Origin of the sequence: Neorhizobium sp. NCHU2750 (assembly GCF_003597675.1) — a bacterium.
Classification (GTDB): domain Bacteria; phylum Pseudomonadota; class Alphaproteobacteria; order Rhizobiales; family Rhizobiaceae; genus Neorhizobium.
This window is the reverse complement of sequence record NZ_CP030827.1, coordinates 1,161,360-1,181,974: the sequence shown is the minus strand read 5'-3', so window position 1 is coordinate 1,181,974 and position 20,615 is coordinate 1,161,360. Positions and strand designations below refer to the sequence as shown.

Below are 20,615 nucleotides of genomic sequence, written 5' to 3'. Positions count from 1 at the left end.
GGTCTGCGGCTTGTCTTTGTCCGTCACTGTGCGGCTGCTTTCTCACTCTGGGTCGAGTGGCTCCTGACCAGTCGGTCGAGCACCTCGTCCTGCGGAGCCTCCTCATCTCCGCCGCTGCGTTTCGATACCCTCTCCCTCAGGCGGGTGACGACGTCACTCACCGTGGTGTCCTCCCCGACACCACTCAAGGGAATGTCAAAGCCGGTCTTCTGCTGGAAGCTCATGCCGAGTTCCATCGCCATCAGGCTGTCGAGGCCGACATCCTTGAGGATCTTTTCCGGCGTGATGCTGTCTTCGGTGACGCGCAGGATGGCTGCGATCTCGGCGGCAACGATCTTGTGCAGGAGCGCCTGGGCTTCATCGGCGGTCTTGCCGCGGATAAGTTCCTCCAGATCGATCCGATCGCCATCGCCGGAAGACTGCTGGCTGCCGGCAGCGCGCATCGCCGTCTCGAACAGGGATGCCGTTGCGATGGGCAGCATGCGGACCGCGTTCCAGTCGACTTCGGCGATCATCACGGCTGCACCTTCGATGCTTCCCGTATCGCTGACCAAATAGCGTTCGACCTGCTCCAGTGCATCGCGCGCCTTCATCGCGGTCTTGCCGATGCGCTTCGACAGGATCTCGTTGACCTCGGCATTGCGGGCGAGGAAGCCGGTATCGGCAATCGCACCGAAGCCGACGGCAAGCGCCGGAAGTCCCGCTGCACGGCGCACGCGCGCCAGTCCTTCGAGATAGCCGTTGGCGATGACGTAGTTCGCCTGCCCCGGATTACCGAGCATGGTGGTGGCCGAGGAGAACATCAGGAAGAGTTCGAGTTCATCCTCGCGCGTCAAGCTGTCGAGAAGCTCGGCGCCGCGAACCTTGACGTCGACGACCGGACGGTTGCGCTCCTCGGTGAGGTTCGACAACAGCGCGTCGTCAAGCACCATGGCGGCGTGAATGACACCACGCAGCGGCGCCCGGCGGCGCAGTTCCGCGAGCAAGGTGGAGAGCGACTGCTCGTGGGTGATGTCGCAGGCATGCACCGTGGCAACAACACCAAGGCGCGACCACTTCTCGATCGCCTTCAGCGTCGCCTCGTCGGCAATGCCACGGCGCGAGCAGAGCGCGATGTGGCGGGCGCCGCGGGAAACCAGCCACTCGGCGGCAACGAGGCCGAAACCACCAATGCCGCCGGCGACGAGGAAGGTTCCCTCTGCGCCGAAGCTCAGGCTGCGCTCGGCAACGGACACGACACGATCGCGTCCCTTGACCGGCGGGGTGATGACGATCTTGCCGATCTGTCCGGCATTCTGCATCAGCCGGAAGGCACTGCCGATCTCGTCATAGCCGAAGGAACGGTAAGGCAGAGGCGCCAGTTCGCCGCGCTGGAAGAGATCGCCGATCTCGGCGAAAATCCGCTTGGTGACCGCCGGAAGGTTGACCAGCAACTGATCGGCATCGATGCCGAAATAGCTGATATTGCGGCGGAACGGACGAAGGCCGATCTTGCGGTCGGAATAGTAGTCGCGCTTGCCGAGTTCGAGGAAGCGGCCGAAGGGCTTTACCAGTTCCAGACTGCGCTCCATGGCCTCGGAGAACAGCGAGTTCAGCACGAGATCGACACCCTCGCCCTTCGTCACCTCACGAACGCGGGCGACGAAATCGAGCGAGCGGCTGTCGAAGATATGATCGGCGCCGACGGCTTCGAGGAAACGGCGCTTTTCCACCGTGCCTGCGGTAGCGATGACCGTCGCGCCCTTGAGCTTGGCGATCTGCAGGGCCGCGAGACCGACACCGCCTGCGGCGCCATGGATGAGGATCGTCTCACCCGGCTCGATATGGCCGAGCTGGACCATGGCGTAATAGGCCGTAAGGAAGGCGACCGGCACCGTTGCGGCGGCTGCAAAGTCCATCCGATCCGGGAACTTCGTCACGCCATCGCGGCGAACCTTCACATGGGTCGAGAAGGCGGCCGGGCCAATGCCCATGACGCGATCGCCGGGAACGAGATCGGTCACGGCGGAGCCCACGCGCTCGATGCGGCCGGCCATTTCCATGCCGATCGTTGCGCCGGCAAACCCGTCTTCCAGTGCTTCCTCGGGCAGAAGGCCCATGGACCACATGACGTCACGGAAGTTGAGGCCCGCGGCTTCGACGGCGATGATGACTTCGTTTTCGCCGGGCTCCTGCCGCTCGCAGCTCTGCCAGACGATGCTGTCGACGCGACCGCTCGTCAGCTGATGGATGGTCGCAGAGTCGAAATCGGTCGTCTTCACGTCCTTGCCGGCAAACGGGCCTGAAGCGGCGCGGATTTCCTTCAAGCCTGAAGCATCCGCCAGCCATTCGCGATTGGCGCTCTTTACAGTCGAAATCCGGTCGACAAGTGCTGCCGCCTCTGCACCTTCGGCATCGATGAGGTGGATGTCGATCGCATCATATTCGTTCTGCAATACGCGGGCGAATGTCCAAAGGCCACCATTGGCCGCATCGCTCTTTTCACCGGCCAGCGGCGAGCCACCGGGCGCGACGATGATCAGGCGCGGACGGCCTGCTAGGCCTGACGCCTTGCGCGTCAGGCCCTCGGCAAGCACCTTGAAACGCGACAGCCGGTCGATTTCCAATGCCGACACATCCTGCCCTGCAGCACGGTCGGCTATATAGACGATACAGGCCTGCGCCTCGGTATCGCCGGCGAGGAAATCGAGCGCTTCTTCGGCCCGCGTCGCCAGGACCACGGAAGTATTGGGGCGCAGGGCAGCCAAGGTCTGTTCCGAGGCGGGTTCAACAACGGCGACGAGACGTGCGCCGGATTGCGCCGGCCTGGATTGCAGGTCTTGCTGCTCACTTGCCTGCGATGTCGCGACGGCGACAATCAGCGTGCCCTCGTCGGTACCGACTTCCTCGACCGACGCTGTGGCAAAACCGAGTTCGCCCAGAAGAGTTTCGACCTGACCTGCCGTTCCGAGTTGCCCGACCGGGAATTCGGCGGACTGGCTTGCGGCGAACCAGTCTTCGGAAAGGCCGAAGGCGAAGTCGTTGAAAGCGGACGGGGCGCGGTCTGCGAACACCAGTGCCGCACCCTTGGCAGCGATGGAACGGACGGCCTGACGAACGTCATCATCTGCCGCCATCATCGACTGGCTGTTGAGGCCGCTTGCGACGACGAGATCGACATGCGGCAGCGATTCGAGAGCCTTCGGCTCGACGACCGAGACGTTGACATTCTGCTCGAATGCCAGCTCCAGCATGCGGCGGGGATTTTCCTTCGGCTCGGCGATGACGAGCACCGCGCCGATTTCGGCGGCGAGTGCGGCGAGCCTCGTGCTCATCGACTGGCTGGTGGTTCCCAGTTCGACGACGAAGCGGATATGACCCTGATGATCGCGGCAGAAGCGTTCCGCCAACGTGAAGCCGCGTTCGGCACGATTACGGCCGAGCGGCGAATGGACCAAAACGTGATCGAGCGTCGCCTCGCCGATATTGCGCGACCAATCGCTCTCCTCATCCGCATCGCCACCACCGAGAGACAGTTGCTCAAGGGCATCACGATAGACGTCATTGACCAGTACCGCCTCGGCGATACGCGAGGAATCCTCGCGGTAGATTTCCTGGATCAGTTCACCGACGCTCGGGAAGGAGAACTCGGCCGGAATGCTCCATCCTCCGTCGACCGGCGTCGCGATCCCGGCATCCTCCAGAATGAACAGGCAGGATGTCAGGAAGGCGCGGAAAGCTTTGTCTCCAGGCAGGGACATCGACAGGACAAGATCATTGCTGCCGACAAGCGACAACGCGATCTCGTGGGATGCGCGATAGATCGCGGCATCGATCATCAGCGAAGCGTTGTCCTTGGCGCCTGTCTGCGATCCTTCGGCGAGATCCGGCAGGGCCATCGGCCGGACGGTGGAAGACGTCAGGACCGCGCTCGGGACGGCCTCGAAATGGAAGGCGACCGAATCCAGCGTATGGTGGCGGCGCAGCGACGTGCGGCGGAAGCGGCAGTCGGACAGGACGGCGATCTGTTCGCCTTCTGTATCGAACAGGCGGAAATTGACCTTGATCGAGAAGTGGCTGAAACGCTCGATTTCAATGCGGGCCCTGGAGACCGCGCGACCGCTGCCGGTGACGCGGATCGATCCGAACCGGACCGGGATATAGGGAGAGCCCGCCTCGCTGCCGGAAAGGCGATCGAACAGAGCGACAAGCCCGTGGAATGCCGCATCGACAGAGAAGGGATTGAGAACATAACCGACATAAGGATGCGCGGGCTCTGCGGCATCCTTCAGTTCCACTTCGACGATGTTGTCGCCGTATGCGACCGCCTTCGACAGGAGCTGGAAATGCGGTCCATATTGCAGGCCGAAACGCTCGGCCGTTTCATAGACTTCGGCGGACGAGAGGCTGACACCTTCTCCAGCCGGGACAACCGGCTCGAAACGGTCGGCTTCCTCCTCCACCGGGCGCCGACAACGGCCGACAGCGTGGATGGTCCAGTCGTCGGTGCTCAGGCGTTCACGCGAACGGATCTCGATATTTCCGGTTTCAGGCGACAGCAGCGTCGACAGTTCCAACAGGCGGTCGGCACGCAGTTCAAGCGGACGGACGATCTCCATGTTGGAGATTTCCACCTCGTCGCTGCCGAAATGGGCCTGCGCAGCGGTGACGGCGATATCCAGGAAGCCCGCGCCCGGCATGATCGCGCGCGAATCGACCACATGCTCCGCCAGATCGGGGAAAAGCAGCGCATCGATATGGTTCTTCCAGTGCGAACCGTTCGGATCGTTTCGCCAGCCGAGCAACGTATAGCGGCTTTTCAGATCGCGCCCGAAGACGTCGATTTCATCGCTCGTGCCGGGCACTTTCAACGAGACAGGCTCGAAGGGCAGCGGCGGCAGATCGATCACCGCTGCCCGTCTTGCCGTGTGTCTCGACGGCGCCGGAACTGCACCATGGGCCAGGGCGCGGGCGAAAGAGCGGGCGACCGGATCGCGGCCATCCACCGGCGTCTCGCGCTGCAGCGTGCCGATCACCACGGCCGGCTGGGCGCGGCTCTTGGCAATTTCCGACACGTAGTTGGACAGAATGGTGCGCGGCGAGATCTCGATGAACAGGTTGCAGCCGAGATCGAGGGCCGTTTCGGCGGCCGAGCGGAACAGCACCGGCTCGCGGACATTGTGCCACCAGTATTCGGCATCGAGACCCTTGCCGTCATAGATGCCACCGCTGACCGTGGAAACGAAGGTGCAGGCTGCACTTTGAGGCTCAATGGCCGGCAGTTCGGCCAGGAAACCGTCGCGGGCGCTATCGATGATCGGGTGGTGGAACGGGTAGTTGATATCGAGGATATGGACGACCGTCTGGGCCTTGCGCGCCAGATCCCGGAAGGCCTGGATTTCATCGACAGGACCGGAGATGGTGACGGAATTGGGCGCATTGACCGCTGCCACACAGATATTGTCGAGCCCGTGATCCTTGGCAAAGGCGATCGCCGCTTCCTCGCCCATCACGGCGGCCGCCATCTTGCCCATGCCGGCAAACAGATGCTGCGAACGGGAGCGCTTGGCGACGATGGCGACGGCTTCGGCTGCCGTCAGCGCCTTTGACGCATAGGCGGCGGCGATTTCACCGACGGAGTGGCCAAAGACCACGTCCGGGCGAATACCATAAACACTCAGGCAATCAGACAGAGATGCCTGGACCGCAAACAGCAACGGCTGGGCAATGGTCGCATCGCCAAGGCGAGCACCAAGCTCGTCGTCGACGATAAGATCCGTCAGCTTTTCGCCGAGGTGATATTCGAACAGCGCGCTGAAGGATTGGAAATACTGACGGAAATGGCGGTTCTCGCGATAAGCCTCTACGCCCATGCCGGACCATTGGGCCCCGTTCCCGGAAAATACGAAGGCGATCTTGCCGAGCGTGGTCGGAGCTTCGCCGCGTTCGCCGATCGTCCCCTTGCCGGAGAGATGGGAATCGATGGCTTCAAGCACGGCATGCTCGCTGCGCGCATCGACGGCAAACCGATGTTTCAGTGCGTCACGGTTGGTCGTCGTCGCGGCAATGATCCGGCGCGCCTTGTCGGGCTCGGCGGCAACAAGGCGCATACGATAGTCCTTGAGCAGGGTTTCCAGCGCCGTCGCGCTGTGGGCGCTGGCCATGAACAACACGTTGTCGGTCTTGGCAGGAGAAGCGGCCTGCGTCGCCGGCTCTGGGTCGCCGATGACCACATGGGCATTGGTGCCGCCGAAGCCGAAGGAGTTGATGCCGACGAGGCGCGCTTCCTTGGCGGGCAAGAGCTTGATCGCGGACGTGTTGACCCGCACGTTGAGGCCATCGAAATCGATGTCCTCATTGACCGCTTCGATATGTAAGGTGGCCGGAAGATAATCGTTCTCCAGCGCCAGCATGGCCTTGAACAGGCCGAACAGACCGGAAACCGGCTCCGTATGACCGATATTCGACTTGATGGAGCCGATCGGGAGCGGCGCGCGGCGTTTCTGCGCGATGACGCTGCCGATCGCCCATACCTCTGCCGGATCGCCGACCCGCGTGCCGGTGCCGTGGCCTTCGATGAAGGCGACGCGGTTCACGTCGATGCCCTGGCCTTGATAGATGGAACGCAGCAGATCGGCCTGCGCTTCCCTGGACGGCAGGCTGATGCCGTTGGTGCGGCCGGAGGAATTGACGCCTGTCGCATGAATGCGGCCGTAGCTGCGGTCGTTCTGCTGGCGAGCCACATCGCTGCGGCGGAGCACAATGGCAGCACCACCCTCCGCACGCACATAGCCCTGACCATTGGTGTCATAGGCCCTGCAAAGGCCCTCCGGCGACAGCATGCGTGCCTGGGCGAAACCGACGAAGGAGAGTGGATGGACGAGGATGTTGACGCCGCCGACGATGGCGGTGTCGATATCACCGCGCTGCAGTGCCCGGAATGCCTGGTCCAGCGCGACAAGGGAGGAGGAACAGGCCGTGTCGATCGTCATGCTCGGTCCGTTCAAGCCGAAAACATGCGAGATACGGTTCGAGACGATGGAGAGCGTATTGCCCGTCATGAAATAAGGGCTGCCCGACGCCGGGTCCTCAGACGACAGGTTACCGGCTTCCAGACTCGACGCACCGATATAAACGCCTACCCTCTGGGTTGCGAGCGTGCTTGGTGGAAGGTTCGCGTCTTCCAACGCCTTCCAGACGATCGTCAGAAGAATGCGCTGCTGCGGATCCATCTGCATGGCTTCGCGCTGGGAAAGGCCGAAGACGGAGGGATCAAAATCATAGACCGAATCGATGACACCGGCGGCATAGGTATAGGTCTTGCCAGGCGTACCTTGGACAGGATGCCAGAAGCGTGCGAGCTCCCAGCGATCGGCAGGAATTTGCGTGACGGTGCAGCGCCCCGCTCTCAAGACCTGCTGCAACTCCTGGATGGAGTTGGCACCGGGCGCAATGCATGATCTGCCAATTACTTCTACTGTCATCGTCACTCTGCGTTTGTGCCAGATATAAAAGCTAATGCGGAATTAAGCCGACATTTCGACTTTAACACCACACTTGCCTCCGGTTGTCACCAGAAAAGCGGATAAAATAACACCTTAGGTGTGAATAGACCAAAATTCACAACCCTTGATAATTCAGCAATATATCAGACCGTGAAATCAATCACTCAAATCATTGGAAATTGCGGCACCTCTCGCAGCGATGCCCAGTGGCGTGCCGATGACCTGCAGGAATTTCGTCAGGTCTACAGTTGGATGACGTGAAGCATAGATCACGTCACGGCTCTTGACCGGGAAGGTCTGGCCGACGAGCATGCTGTCCGGCTGGCTCATGTCGAAGCGGTAGACGATCGGATAGTGACCATCCTTGTCGGGCTGCATGCCCTTGCGCACAAGTTCGTTGAAGCGGCTTGGGCCAAGCAGGCTCTGGACAACTTCTGCATCCTCGTAACGGAACAGGAAGTAGCCTCGCGCATCCACAGCCTGGTCGTTGCCACCACGGCCGAGCGCGACCGCCTCAAGCAGGTTCAGGTCGTTTGCACCGAAATCGATTCGGGAGCTGGCCTTGACGGATCCAAGCAGTGTAAATGTGCGCGGATCACGGGTGACGAAAATCTGGTCACCCGGCTGGACGTAGATGTTTTCGGTCGGGTTTTCGATAATCGACTTCAGCAGCGCAGTGCCCGTCCGCTTGCCGCGAGCGATCGTGACGTAGGTCTCATAGGGCTGCGCGGTCGGGCCGCCTGCCTTGGCAATGATATCCGAGATCTTTTCGCCGCTCAGATTGAGCGGAATCTGTGCGGATTTGTTGACCGCACCTGAAATCGTCACCGAACGCGACGGGGTATCGCCGCTCGCAACGATGACGTCAGGCTCGACCGCCTTGCTCTTCAAAGACGTGAGAATCGCCTGACGGGCCTCTTCCAGTGTGCGGCCGGCGAATTTGACCGTGCCGACATACGGGATGGCTGCCGTGCCATCCGGCTGGACAACGATGTTGAGTGGTGTCTGCTTGCGTTCGCTTGTGGAGAACAGCCCGTCCGCACCAGCTTCGAAAATGGTGATATTCAGCTGGTCGCCAACACCGATGACGGCCCTGCCCGGCCCGCCGCCGATGCCGAAACGGCGCTTCAGCGCGGTGGAGACATAGTCGGAGACCAGTCTTGCAGTGTGATTGTCGACGTTGACGATATCGAAAACGGCCGCATTCGGACGCCCGACTTCTGTCGCGGAACGGCCGGCTTCATCATTGATCGCGGATGCCAGAGGTCCTTCAGCCGGCACAGCCTGGCATCCTGCCAGGGCGGCGCAGATCACGATCGCAGTCACTCGAACCAAATCTCGATACTCCAAGTCAGGATCACGGGAGCGCGGTCTCGCGTCCTTACAATCCAGAATTCTGCGCCTTTGAAAGCACACCGGGCGACGAACAACAAGCGTCATGGCTCCGGCTATCCGCAAAATAAATTCCGATGCGGTCTTAAAGCCATAGTCATGAGCATACTGATATTCCGCACAGAACTTAAAAAAGTTAACTTAAATGCATCCTAATTAACGTGGTTAACGGCGACACGGATATCCTCGCGACGCTTCCATGCCTTACAGCCATCCGCCACCTTGCGCCGCGAATCAATCTTGGACACAGACCTGCCAGATGTGGCAATGCTTCTGGGCATTTGGACAGAAGTGGAGCGTATCTGGTTGGCGGACAAGGCGGAAATTCTGACGCCTATGATGCGCCTGCGCAGACGCAGGCGGGCGATGACGCTGTTCATCGCCTTGCTCGCTGTGGGCCTCGTGTCGCTCGTCGGGATCGTGCTCGCCGTCAATGACGGCCGCAACTACCACAGGTTGGTAATCTGGCTTGGCATGGACGATTACCTTGCGCGGCCTATCGCCACTCCCCCTCCCCAGCCGCTGCGCTCACACCGCACGGCACTCATCGTCGACATGCCGAAACGACTCACGGAACCACGTTCCACCGGCCGTGACCGGTTCGAACTCACGCCCCGCTTCAATGCCTCTGAACGCTGCGCACGGCTGGCACCTGAAGGCGACAAACAACCACCGACGTTCCAGACAAATAATAACGAATGGGAATGCCTCTACGCGAAACAGCTCGGTCACGGGGCAGATCCCTCGGTGCTGTTCGTCCAGATCAAGGGCACGGCATCCGACGCCTTCAGGACCTTTCGCCTCAAGCTCAGCCTTCTCGATCCAAGCCAGAACGCGGCGACGATCCAGCTCGCATTGCAGGCGGTCGAAAGGTTCGGTCTGGAAATGACGCCCGAAAGCCGCCGCTATCTCCGTAATCGAATAAACGAGGGCCGCAGTTTCGCTTCCACGCTGGCGAATTACCGGATCGTGCTGGAACGCGAACGGGAAGACGACCGGCGCTACAACATTCTGATCCTGCCGCTCCCCGCATCCGTGGCATGCGGCTCGGCCGCCTTCCCGTCCGGCGGCGCGGTGCTCAATTCGCAGATTACGCCGACACCGATAGGATGCCTGCAAATACCACAGCCTCGGCCTCTACGCCCGATCGAGCCGAATTAGGTCCACACCCTGACCAAGCTCGCGCCCGGCAGCCTCCATCAGGCTGGCCTGATGGGTGAAGAGAACCGTCTGGAAGGCGTCCGAAGACGCGGCGAGCGTTTTGAGCCCTGCGGCGGTGCGTTCGTCATCGAAAGTCTGGAAGATGTCGTCGAGCACCAGCGGCGCCGGTTCGTTGCGGCGGCAATAGTCTTCGAGAAAAGCCAGGCGCAGCGCCAGATAGAGCTGATCGCCAGTACCCTCGCTCAGGCCGGAAAGCGGCACTTGCTCGCCACTCTTTCGCTCGACGGCCAGTTGCAACTCATCGCTATCGTCATAGACCTGAACGAGGCGCAAAAAGCGGCCGCCGGTCAGATCGCGGAACACGTCGCCGGCACGACTCATCACCGGATCGGCCTGGCGTTCGCGGTAATTTTCCATCGAATGCGACAGAAGCGAGCCCGCAAGCTTGAGCACGACCCAGCGGCGGGCAAGCTCCCGAGCTTCCTGTTCGGCGGCCAGTTTGTCGAACACTGCACGTTCGGCACCGGTGCCTTTTTCCAATTCCTGGCGACGGCGCAGATTGTCTGCCTCGGCGGCGCGCAGTTCTGCGAGACGGTTGACCTGACGGCCGTCCTCCGCCTCCAGCCGTTCGATTTCCACGGCCGCGGCACTGCGGTCAAAATCCGTCAGGGCGTTACGCACCTCTTCTTCGTCGGCACCCTCGGCCTGCAGGAGAAAACGGTTGCGCGACTGCTCGGTAGTGGTGACGAGTGTGGCACGCTGGCGAAGACCCGCCAGCACGGATTTAAGACGCTCCGATTCGACTGCCGCCGTTGCGGCAAGCGCCGCCTCCTCGGCTGCCAGACTTTCGGCATCGGCCAGTTGGCGGGCGCGGGAGATTTCGATCCGTTTCAGCGCGGCAACATGTGCGGATCGCTGGCTGGCCGCCGCACGCGCGACCGAGACCCGGTCGTTCAGCATTCGCCCTGCAAGATCGGCCGGCAGCGAGGACAGGTCGGCGGCCACCGTACGGCAAAGTGCTCCAATCTCCTCCTCGAACGCCTCCATGTCGCGCGCCATGCCGCGAACGCGGCGGTCGCGGTTTGCGCGTTCCGACAGAAGATCGGGCAGCGTTCGCCAGACATCCAGTGCGGCTGCCGCCATCTCCATCGTCGCATCCTCCGCCAGGCCTGCGAGCGATGCCGCCGAAGAAAAGGCCGAGCGCCAGACGTCGATTTCGCCCCGCAGTCGTGCTTCATCGGCTTCGAGTTTTTCCAGCCCCTGACGGCTATTGTCCCTCACCCGTTCCAGCGTGCGGCCTTCGGTCCACTGGCGGGTCACTTCATCGAGACGACGGGCGATATCGCGCGCGAGGCTGCGCAGCGGAAGCACGCCCGAAGTGACGCCGACGGCGTCGGCCAATGCCGTCAAGGCCGGCGCGATCGCCTCTTCCTTCAGCCGCAAGGCCTCTTGCTCATCCTCGGCAGCATTCAGGGCCGAGGAAAGGGCTGACAGATTTTCGACGGCACGGCGCCATTCGAACATTTTTTCCGGTTGGCCGGGCGTTACCGGCACTGCATGGAACAGGTCTTCGAATTCCGTCACGGCATCAGAGGCGGCGATCGCGCTTTCCTTCACCGACATTTCGGCCGCGGCGATCGCCTCGTCGAGCTTGCGCCGGCGCAGCGTCAGTTGAGCATGGCGCGAAACCCGTTCGGCATTGGCAAGAGCTGTATCGACGAGCTCATCGGCATCGCCGGCCGACGCTATCGCCTGCTGCAACGCCTCTCTGGACGGTTTTTCCGCAAGGGAGGCGATCATGCCGTCACGCGACTGGCGGGCGGCGGTGATGGTGTCGCGGGAGACGATCCGCCCCTCGCCTTCCAGAAGTTCGATCTGGCCGGCCAGTTCTGACGCCTCGTCGCGCAGGTCAGCCAGTTTCTGGCTGGCGCGGGTACTTTCCTGTCTTTCCGCCTCGATCAGGCGGCGGTGACGGGCAAGCGTTTCGATATCCGGCAATGGCACCGAAAGAAGCAGTCCGATATCCCTGACCGGAGGATCGAGACGGGCCGCAGCCGCATCGAGATCCGTCCTTGCCCTCACTGCCCGAACCTTCAGCGTTTCGAGATTGGCGAGTTCCTCGATATCTGGCCTCAGCGCCGCAAGCTGGTCGCTCCACGGTTTCGGGTCGATCAGGCGCCCGGGCGGCAGGTCGGCCTCCATCTTGCGCAACTGATCCGCCTCGTTCTCGATGCGCTTGCGCAACTGGCGTATATCGCGATCGAGCTCGGCCCCTTTTTCCACCAGGTCCCGAAGCCGAGCGAGATCGGCATCGGCGGGCTGCGCCCGCTCAAGATCGGCAAGAGCGGCAAAGCCGAGCCGCCGGGCTGCCTGCAGGATACGCCCATCGAAATCGTCTACCTCACCGCGGACGCGGGCAATATCCTCGCGCGCCTTGAGATAGACGCCGCTATGGCCATAGGCGGCAAGGATGGCGGGTGCCTGCGCAAGCAGCGCTTCATCCACATGGATTGCGGCGATCTCTTCGCTAAGCCTTGCCATCTCCTTGTCGGCGGCGGCAAGCGCCTCAACGTTTTGCTGCCGCGTATCGAGAAATTCGGCGAGGCGAAGCTCGAAGCCGGCCGGCAGGGAAGCGAGTAAGGCAAACTCTGCAAGACGCTGGCGTTCGAAATCCAGTTCGCGCAGAAGCGGATCGAGTGCGAGCAGCCGACGCAGGCGATCGAGGCTGCGCTTGGTTTCGCCGCGCACCTGCTGGACCGCGTCGAGATCGGCAGCGATCTCGGCCTCCTCCTTGAGAAGGCCCTTCCAGTCGCCGGACTTCAACTCGCTGTCGCGTTCGGCCTTGCGGGCCGCGTCATGGGCATCGAGAACCTGATAGAAGCGGCGATCCTTCGAACGGCGCTGCGAATAGATGCTGTCGGCATCGGCTTCCAGCGACTTGCGCAGGCCAGACAGGCCGGTCAATCCGGATGCCGCGGAGAAAAGCAGGCTGCCGATCTCGCCGCCGCTCTTCAGCATGGTCTCGCCACCGGCACGCAGCGAATCGGAATTGAGACCGAAGGCACGCTCGAAGACGTCACGCGACAGATTGCCGAGGAACGGTGCCAGCGCGTCGTCGGCCAGATTTTCCTCGGCCTCGGCATTGGTCAGAAGCGTGTTCCGCCGGCCCTTGCGGCGACGGAAGGAAAGCGCCTGTCCGTCTCTGGCGGTCAGCGTCGCACCGATGCGCAGAGCTGCGCTATCATGCTGGAAGCCGTAGGCGGTACGCTCTGGAAAGCCGAACAGCAGATCCGATATGGCCGACAGCGCCGACGACTTGCCGGCCTCGTTCGGCCCGTAGACGATATGCAGTTTCGCGCCCGGCCGGAAGGTGAGCGTGCGATCGGTCAAAGCGCCGTAGCGCAGGATGTCGAGACGGTCGAAACGCATGTCAGCCGGCCTCCGCCGCGCGCGACATCAACAGATCCCGCGCTTCGGCCAGCAACACATCGACCGCGTCGCCAAGCGGCAGGTCGCCTGCGCCAGCGCCCCCCGGCAGACGGGCTGCGATCTCGGCAATGCGGGCTTCAGCCTCGGCAATCAGTTCCGCCGGGAAGCCGTCGATGGACAGAAGGCCGTCAAGCCCGAGCAGTCCGCTACCGCCCGACGACGCTTCGCCTTCTGCCTCGATACGCAGTTCCAGTTTTTCCAGCCAGATATCGGCGTGGCCGCGATGGCAGGCGGCCTGCACCTCGTCGCGAAAATCCTCGCCGCGGGCCAGGATCTCGTTGCGGAAGCGGCTGGCGCCGGCGATCCTTACCCGAAGCGCCAGAGGCCGCCCCTCCATCGCTTCGACGAGCGGATCGAGCGCGTGTTCGAGACGGCGCAGTATCAGGGCTGCGTTATCCTCCGACTCGACGCTGATATTCATCTCGGCAAAGCGGGCGCTGTCGGTGATCAGGCGCTCGTGGCTGATGCGGCCGTCCTCGACGGTTACCAGAAGGGCGCCCTTTGCCCCCTGCTCGCGGATCGACCGGCCCTGGATATTGCCGGGAAAGACGATGAGCGGGTCCTCGGCAACGATCTCGAAATCATGCACATGGCCGAGTGCCCAGTAATCGTATCCCCGCGAGCGCAGGTCTTCGAGCGAGCATGGCGCATAGGGCGCATGCGGCTCGCGGCCGGTGAGCGACGTGTGCAGCACACCGATATTGAACCAGCCGCTCTCAGGCTTCGGATAATTCAGCGCCAGATTTTCGTTCGCCGAGCGTTCGGCAAAGCCCTGGCCGTGCAATGCCACCTTCAGATGCTCCAGCCTGAAAGTTCCGGGCCTTGCGGTCGGGAACTCGCTGACATTCTTCGGCAGCATGATCGTCCGGGTGATGACGCTTTCGGCGTCGTGATTACCCTTCAACAGGAAAACCGGAATGCCGGCACGTTCCAGCCGGGCCACCTCGCGGTTGAAGAACAGGCCGATCTTGTTGTCCTTCCAGTCGCCATCATAAACGTCGCCGGCAACGATGAAGAAATCCACCTTGCGCGCCACCGCTTCATCGACAAGGGCGGAAAAGGCCCTGCGGCTTGCCTCGACGAACAGATCGGCGAGATCGGCATCTTTCAGCGCCAGCCCCTGAAAAGGACTGCCAAGATGCAGGTCTGCGGCGTGAATGAAGCGGAATGAGGTCATCGACTCGCTGGATCAGAACACATCAGGAACGCCAGACTTAAGTCAGGTCCTTCCCGGAGGAAAGGGTAACGAGGAAAGAGCGCGGCATTTTCTGTTGATGGGCATCCCTCATCCCCACAAACGAGAAAGGCCCGGCGCATGGCCGGGCCTTTCTCCACATTCATTTCAAAACAGCGCGCCTCTATGCAAGGTCGATCAGAACTTGACCGTATAGTTGCTGCGCAGCCAGACGGTCGGGTCCTGGCCCTTGGTCGTGGCATTGACCATGAAGGAAGCGACGCCCTTGCCGACGTCGAACTCGGCGCCGAGACCACCGCGGACCCAGAACTGCTGCAGATCCTGGCCCTCAAGGTCGAAGTCGCTGATGCCGGTCAGGGTGCCGGTGGTTGCAGCAGCATGATTTTCGAACTGATAGTCCAGTTCGGCCTTTGCCAGAAGACGCACGGTGTCGTTCAGCGGGCGAACGAAATCGCTGCCCAGGCGGGCGATCGTGGCGTGATCGCTGCTGCCATCGAATTCGACCGGGAAGGCGCCGCCGGTTTCCGAAAAGCCATCGACGCGGGTATGGGCATAGGACAGGCCGGCATAGGGGGTGATCGCCGTGTCGGCGATGGTTGCCGCATTCAGCCAGTCGAAGCGGATCTTGGCACCCCAGGTTTCGGCATTGGTATCACCGTAGGAGTAATCGGTGATGGCACCGCTTGCGTATCCGCGGCGGCTGTCGATGCTGCTGCGTCCCCAATAGCCGCCAACCGTCATATAGACGTTCCTGCCGAGATCGGCAGACACTTCCGGTGAGAGATAGAATCCGCGCTGGCGCACGTCACCGCCGGCGTCGAGATCCTGGTCGGTATAGGTCATGCCGGCCGAGAATCGTGCCGTCACACCTTCAGCGATGCCATAACCGAAGCCGAAATCGCCGAGGGCCAGACCGCCGTCGGCATGATCGCTGTCGTCATAACCGCCATCGACCGTGCCCCAGACGGATTTCTGTCCAGTCTTGAGCAGGTTGCGCATCGGTGCACCCTGGGCACCGAACATGATCGTGTCGGCGCTATTGACGCCGCTCTGGACGATCATGTTGTTGGCCGAAGCAACGGTCGGGAAATATTTGGCAGTGTCGATGATGCCGCTCTCGCCGCCGCCATCGCAGACATCGGCATTGCACTCGCTATCGCCGCCGCCGCTGTCGCCGCCGGTGCTGTCATCGCTGCCGGTCGTGACGACGCGGGCGATATAGGTGGAGCCGCTGGTGGTCGAGCCGACGATGACGCTGCCGTCGGCAGAGATCTTGTCGGCGCTCGTCGTCATGTCACCTTCAAGAGTGGCACCGTGGGCAGTCAGCCAATCCTCGACCGTCTGCATGCCGGTCGCCTCGCTCCAGACAAAGCCGTGATAGGCGGATGCGGAATCGCTCGCCCTGCCGACGACGATCGAACCGTCCGCAGTCAGGTCGCTTGCGTAGGAATAGGTTCCGCCCAGCGTTCCGAGGTCGGTCATGGTCGATGTCGACGCTACATAGCGATATGCATGATAGTCGGACTCGCCCACGGTGGTCGATTGACCCACCAGAACGTTCCCATCACCGCTCATGGCGGCCACACTGGTGTAGATCCCACCGAGCGTACCGATGTCGACCATGCCGGTATCCGCAGTCCAGCGGAAGACACCCGAAGTAGTGCCAGTCGATCCGGTGCCCGCGACGGCGGTACCATCATCGCTCACCAGAGTTGCCGACGAACTCGTGTAAAGCGTATCGATATTTTGCATGGTGTTGGTATCCACGCTCCAGACAAAAGCATGGAAAACTTCGTCAGCAGTATCTGCCCGTCCGACAACCGTGCTGCCATCCGTGCTGATCGCGTTGGCATAGGAGTCACGGCCGCCGAGCGTGCCGATACCCACCATGCCCGTCGACGACGACCAGTAGAAGCCCTCCGCCATATAGCTGTCGATGCTGACATAGCCCGCAACGGCCGAGCCATCGCCGCTTACCGACTGCGCGAAGGCGCCGGTGGTATCTTCGTCCAGCACGCCGAGGTCAACAAAGCCACCGGCGGCGGTCCAGACAAAGGCCACCTTCTGGTAGGCGTCTGTGACGTAATAGCCGGTTACCGTCTTGCCATCAGCACTCAGCGCTGAGGGATAAACAGACATTGCGCCGGCGGGCGGTGTGATCTGCTGGGTTTCTCCGGTCGACGTCGTCGTCAGCAGATAGGTGCCAGTCTCGGTATCGGCATCATAGGAATAGTTGAGCATGACCGAACCGTCGCTGCTCAGGCCCAGGATATCGGATCCCACAGACGCATTGGCGGTCGACGCCAGGCTGACGATCCCCACGAGCGCAGAGCTCGCGAGCAGACACAAAACTTTGGATTTCAGTAACATTTTCCAGACCACTCGTTAATTGACTGAGCGGATGCTTTCAGCGAAGTCGAAATATGAACTGCCTAAAAATATAAGTTTAAATCATATCTCTAAAACAAGAATCGCTTATGCCCCCGTCCATGAGAAAGAAGGGATAGACTTGTTCTGACAAGCACTTGGAAAACCGCTTCCCGGCAATTTCCTGATGAAAGACAAGAAAGGGAAGATGATGTTGCGCCATCGCACCAGTGGGCAAAGACCGGCAATTGGCCTTGGTCTACTGGGCGCCACCGCAGGTGGAGCGGAGATCTCAGGCAACAAAAAACCCCGGAGACTATCCGGGGTTTAAAGACCATGGCGAATGCATCGCCAGGTACAGCTCATTAGCTGTTCACGGCGTCCTTCAGGCCCTTGCCGGCCGAGAACTTCGGAACGTTGCGAGCCGGAATATCGACTTCTGCGCCGGTCGACGGGTTGCGGCCCTTGGAGGCTTCGCGACGGGATACGGAGAAGCTGCCGAAGCCAGCGAGACGAATGTCGCCGCCCTTCTTCAGTTCGCCCTGGACGGTTTCGAATACTGCGTCCACGGCGGATGCGGCGTCAGCCTTGGAGAGGCCAGCCTTTTCGGCAACTGCGGAAACCAGCTCGTTCTTGTTCATGTTTCCATCCCTTTCTACGGTTTTGGAACGACTCGATTAGTCGGCGCCGACAATAGTTTTGCGTCGGTGCTTGGCAACCCAAAAGCTCTCAGATGGCCTGAAAAACAAGGGGTTTCGTGCATTTTTCACAAAAAAAGCCGGCTTTCGCCGGCTTTCTCCACAATTCAAACTTGGTTCACCCGAGCATCTGCTCAGTGAGCAATCGTCGTCGCGCTGTCGTCTGAACCGTCGACGGTAGCGATGACAGGCGTCTCCACCGTGCCATCCCATTCGATCGGTTCGGGGCGGCGCACCAGCGCATGCTTGATGACTTCGCCCATGCGGGAGACCGGAATGATCTCCATGTTGTTTTTCACGTTGTCCGGAATTTCCGCCAAGTCCTTGGCATTCTCTTCCGGGATCAGCACCTTCTTGATGCCGCCGCGAAGTGCGGCGAGCAGCTTTTCCTTCAGGCCACCGATCGGCAGGACGCGACCACGGAGCGTGATCTCGCCGGTCATCGCGACATCCTTGGAAACCGGGATGCCGGTCATGATCGACACGATCGCCGTTGCCATGGCAACACCTGCGGACGGACCGTCCTTCGGGGTCGCACCTTCCGGCACGTGGACGTGAATGTCCGACTTGTCGAAACGCGGCGGCTCGATGCCGAAATCGACGGCGCGGGAGCGGACATAGGATGCCGCAGCCGAGATCGATTCCTTCATCACGTCCTTCAGGTTGCCGGTAACGGTCATGCGACCCTTGCCCGGCATCATGACGCCTTCGATGGTCAGCAGTTCGCCGCCGACTTCCGTCCAGGCGAGACCGGTGACGACACCGACCTGATCCTCACCCTCGGCCTCACCGTGGCGGAACCTGGGTACGCCGAGGTAATCCGAAATGTTGGCAGCCGTGACGGCGACCGACTTCGTCTTGCCCTTGATGATCTCGGTCACGGCCTTACGGGCAAACTTCATCAGTTCGCGTTCGAACGAACGGACGCCGGCTTCGCGGGTATACTGCTGGCTGATCGCCATCAGCGCGTCGTCGGAGACCGAGAACTCGTTCGGCTGCAGCGCATGTTCCTTGATGGCCTTCGGTAGAAGGTGACGCTTGGCGATCTCGCGCTTCTCATCTTCCGTGTAACCGGCGATGCGGATGATCTCCATGCGGTCCATCAGCGGACCCGGAATGTTCAGCGTGTTCGCCGTGGTGATGAACATCACGTCGGACAGGTCGTATTCGACTTCCAGGTAATGATCCATGAAGGTCGAGTTCTGGGCCGGATCGAGCACTTCGAGCAGCGCCGACGACGGATCGCCGCGGAAATCCGAACCCATCTTGTCGATTTCGTCGAGCAGGAAGAGCGGGTTGGACTTCTTGGCCTTCTTCATCGACTGGATGATCTTGCCGGGCATCGAGCCGATATAGGTACGGCGGTGACCACGGATCTCGGCCTCGTCACGCACGCCGCCGAGCGCCATGCGCACGTATTCGCGGCCGGTCGCCTTGGCGATCGACTGGGCGAGCGAGGTCTTGCCGACGCCGGGAGGACCGACGAGGCACAGGATCGGGCCCTTGATCTTCGTGGCACGCGCCTGGACCGCCAGATATTCGACGATGCGTTCCTTGACCTTGTCGAGACCGAAGTGATCCTGTTCGAGGATCTTCTCGGCGTTGTTGAGGTCGGCCTTGATCTTGGACTTCTTGCCCCACGGAATGCCGAGCAGCCAATCCAGGTAATTGCGCACGACGGTGGCTTCCGCCGACATCGGGCTCATCTGGCGCAGCTTCTTCAGCTCCGCATCGGCCTTTTCCTTGGCTTCCTTGGAAAGCTTGGTCTTGGAGATGCGCTCTTCCAGTTCGGCCATCTCGTCGCGGCCTTCCTCGCCGTCGCCGAGTTCCTTCTGGATCGCCTTCATCTGTTCGTTCAGATAATATTCGCGCTGGGTCTTCTCCATCTGGCGTTTTACACGCGAGCGGATTCTTTTCTCGACCTGCAATACGGAGATCTCGCCTTCCATGAAGCCGAGCGCCTTTTCCAGGCGCAGCTTGACGGACACCGTTTCCAGCATTTCCTGCTTTTCGGTGATCTTGATCGACAGATGTGAGGCCACCGTGTCAGCAAGCTTCGAGTAATCCTCGATCTGGCTGGCGGCGCCGACGACTTCGGGCGAAATCTTCTTGTTGAGCTTTACGTAGTTCTCGAATTCCGAGACTACCGAGCGAGACAGGGCTTCGACCTCGACGGCATCCTCTGCGGGCTCGTCGAGAACTTCGGCCTTGGCTTCGTAGAATTCCTCGCGGTCGGTATAGGTGTCGATCTTGGCGCGCGAGCGACCTTCGACCAGAACCTTGACCGTGCCATCGGGCAACTTCAACAGTTGCAGGACATTGGCGACCGTGCCGACCTTGTAGATCGCATCGGGTTCCGGATCGTCGTCGCTGGCATTGATCTGGGTGACGAGCATGATCTGCTTGTCGGAGCCCATGACCTCTTCAAGCGCGCGGATGGATTTCTCACGTCCGACGAACAGGGGAACGATCATATGCGGGAAGACCACAATGTCGCGCAATGGCAGGACCGGGTAGGTCGCGGCGCCGGCTGCAGCAGACGTTGAACTTGTCATCTTGTTTCCTTTCCATCGTCCCGTTTCCGGGATGGCCTGAGGAATACCCAGGCACTTCACTCCCGCCCAAGGTGGAGTTTTCCTATGTCATTTTCAAGCCTTGCAAGCCCCCTGACAGTCGCCAGTGTTACAGGGATATTACAAGGCACCTACGCAAATTTGCCATGGCACCTAGGCCAGGCTGACCAAGCACGCCGAACCAGTTTTCCCGTTGTCGAAACATGCGCCACGTCCTGCCGGACAGGCCGCAACCGCGAAGCAGCGAGAAGAACCA

General features: G+C 61.3%; 8 protein-coding genes. 1 reads left to right on the top strand and 7 read right to left on the bottom strand.

Translation table 11 applies throughout. From position 1 onward, the window contains the following. Window positions 1–23 precede the first annotated feature (23 nt). A complete protein-coding gene (locus tag NCHU2750_RS05815) occupies window positions 24–7,463 on the bottom strand; it encodes a type I polyketide synthase (protein ID WP_119939586.1) in 7,440 nt (2,479 codons plus the stop codon). A 177-nt stretch (window positions 7,464–7,640) separates the two neighbouring features. After that, on the bottom strand, window positions 7,641–8,819 hold the full coding sequence (locus tag NCHU2750_RS05810) for a polysaccharide biosynthesis/export family protein (RefSeq protein ID WP_162939501.1): 1,179 nt from the start codon (window positions 8,817–8,819) through the stop codon (window positions 7,641–7,643). Between the two features lie 324 nt (window positions 8,820–9,143). On the opposite strand from NCHU2750_RS05810, the gene NCHU2750_RS05805 reads away from it, so the two are divergent. Further along, window positions 9,144–10,037 carry a DUF6030 family protein gene (locus NCHU2750_RS05805; protein WP_119939584.1) on the top strand — a complete coding sequence of 298 codons (894 nt, stop codon included), beginning with the start codon at window positions 9,144–9,146 and terminating at the stop codon, window positions 10,035–10,037. Here NCHU2750_RS05805 and NCHU2750_RS05800 read toward each other — a convergent pair. The 5 genes from NCHU2750_RS05800 to lon all read right to left on the bottom strand — a co-directional run bounded on the left by NCHU2750_RS05800 (window position 10,014) and on the right by lon (window position 20,341). After that, entirely contained in the window at window positions 10,014–13,466 is a 3,453-nt protein-coding gene (locus tag NCHU2750_RS05800; RefSeq protein WP_119939583.1) for an ATP-binding protein, read from the bottom strand. The two genes, NCHU2750_RS05805 and NCHU2750_RS05800, sit on opposite strands and share 24 nt — an antisense overlap. 1 nt (window position 13,467) lies before the next feature. Next, window positions 13,468–14,703 carry a metallophosphoesterase family protein gene (locus tag NCHU2750_RS05795; protein ID WP_119939582.1) on the bottom strand — a complete coding sequence of 412 codons (1,236 nt, stop codon included), beginning with the start codon at window positions 14,701–14,703 and terminating at the stop codon, window positions 13,468–13,470. 195 nt (window positions 14,704–14,898) lie between these two features. After that, on the bottom strand, window positions 14,899–17,043 hold the full coding sequence (locus NCHU2750_RS05790; RefSeq protein WP_162939500.1) for an autotransporter domain-containing protein: 2,145 nt from the start codon (window positions 17,041–17,043) through the stop codon (window positions 14,899–14,901). A gap of 410 nt (window positions 17,044–17,453) precedes the next feature. Next, entirely contained in the window at window positions 17,454–17,729 is a 276-nt protein-coding gene (gene hupB, locus NCHU2750_RS05785) for a DNA-binding protein HupB (RefSeq protein WP_085423022.1), read from the bottom strand. Window positions 17,730–17,920: 191 nt separating this feature from the next. Then, window positions 17,921–20,341 carry an endopeptidase La gene (lon, locus tag NCHU2750_RS05780; protein WP_119939580.1) on the bottom strand — a complete coding sequence of 807 codons (2,421 nt, stop codon included), beginning with the start codon at window positions 20,339–20,341 and terminating at the stop codon, window positions 17,921–17,923. Window positions 20,342–20,615: the final 274 nt, after the last annotated feature.

Excerpts from the sequence above, each read along its gene's own strand:
- NCHU2750_RS05795 (WP_119939582.1), bottom strand. The coding sequence starts at position 14,703 with ATGACCTCATTCCGCTTCATTCACGCCGCAGACCTGCATCTTGGCAGT.
- NCHU2750_RS05815 (WP_119939586.1), bottom strand. The coding sequence starts at position 7,463 with ATGACAGTAGAAGTAATTGGCAGATCATGCATTGCGCCCGGTGCCAAC.
- lon (WP_119939580.1), bottom strand. The coding sequence starts at position 20,341 with ATGACAAGTTCAACGTCTGCTGCAGCCGGCGCCGCGACCTACCCGGTC.
- NCHU2750_RS05805 (WP_119939584.1), top strand. The coding sequence starts at position 9,144 with ATGCTTCTGGGCATTTGGACAGAAGTGGAGCGTATCTGGTTGGCGGAC.
- NCHU2750_RS05800 (WP_119939583.1), bottom strand. The coding sequence starts at position 13,466 with ATGCGTTTCGACCGTCTCGACATCCTGCGCTACGGCGCTTTGACCGAT.
- hupB (WP_085423022.1), bottom strand. The coding sequence starts at position 17,729 with ATGAACAAGAACGAGCTGGTTTCCGCAGTTGCCGAAAAGGCTGGCCTC.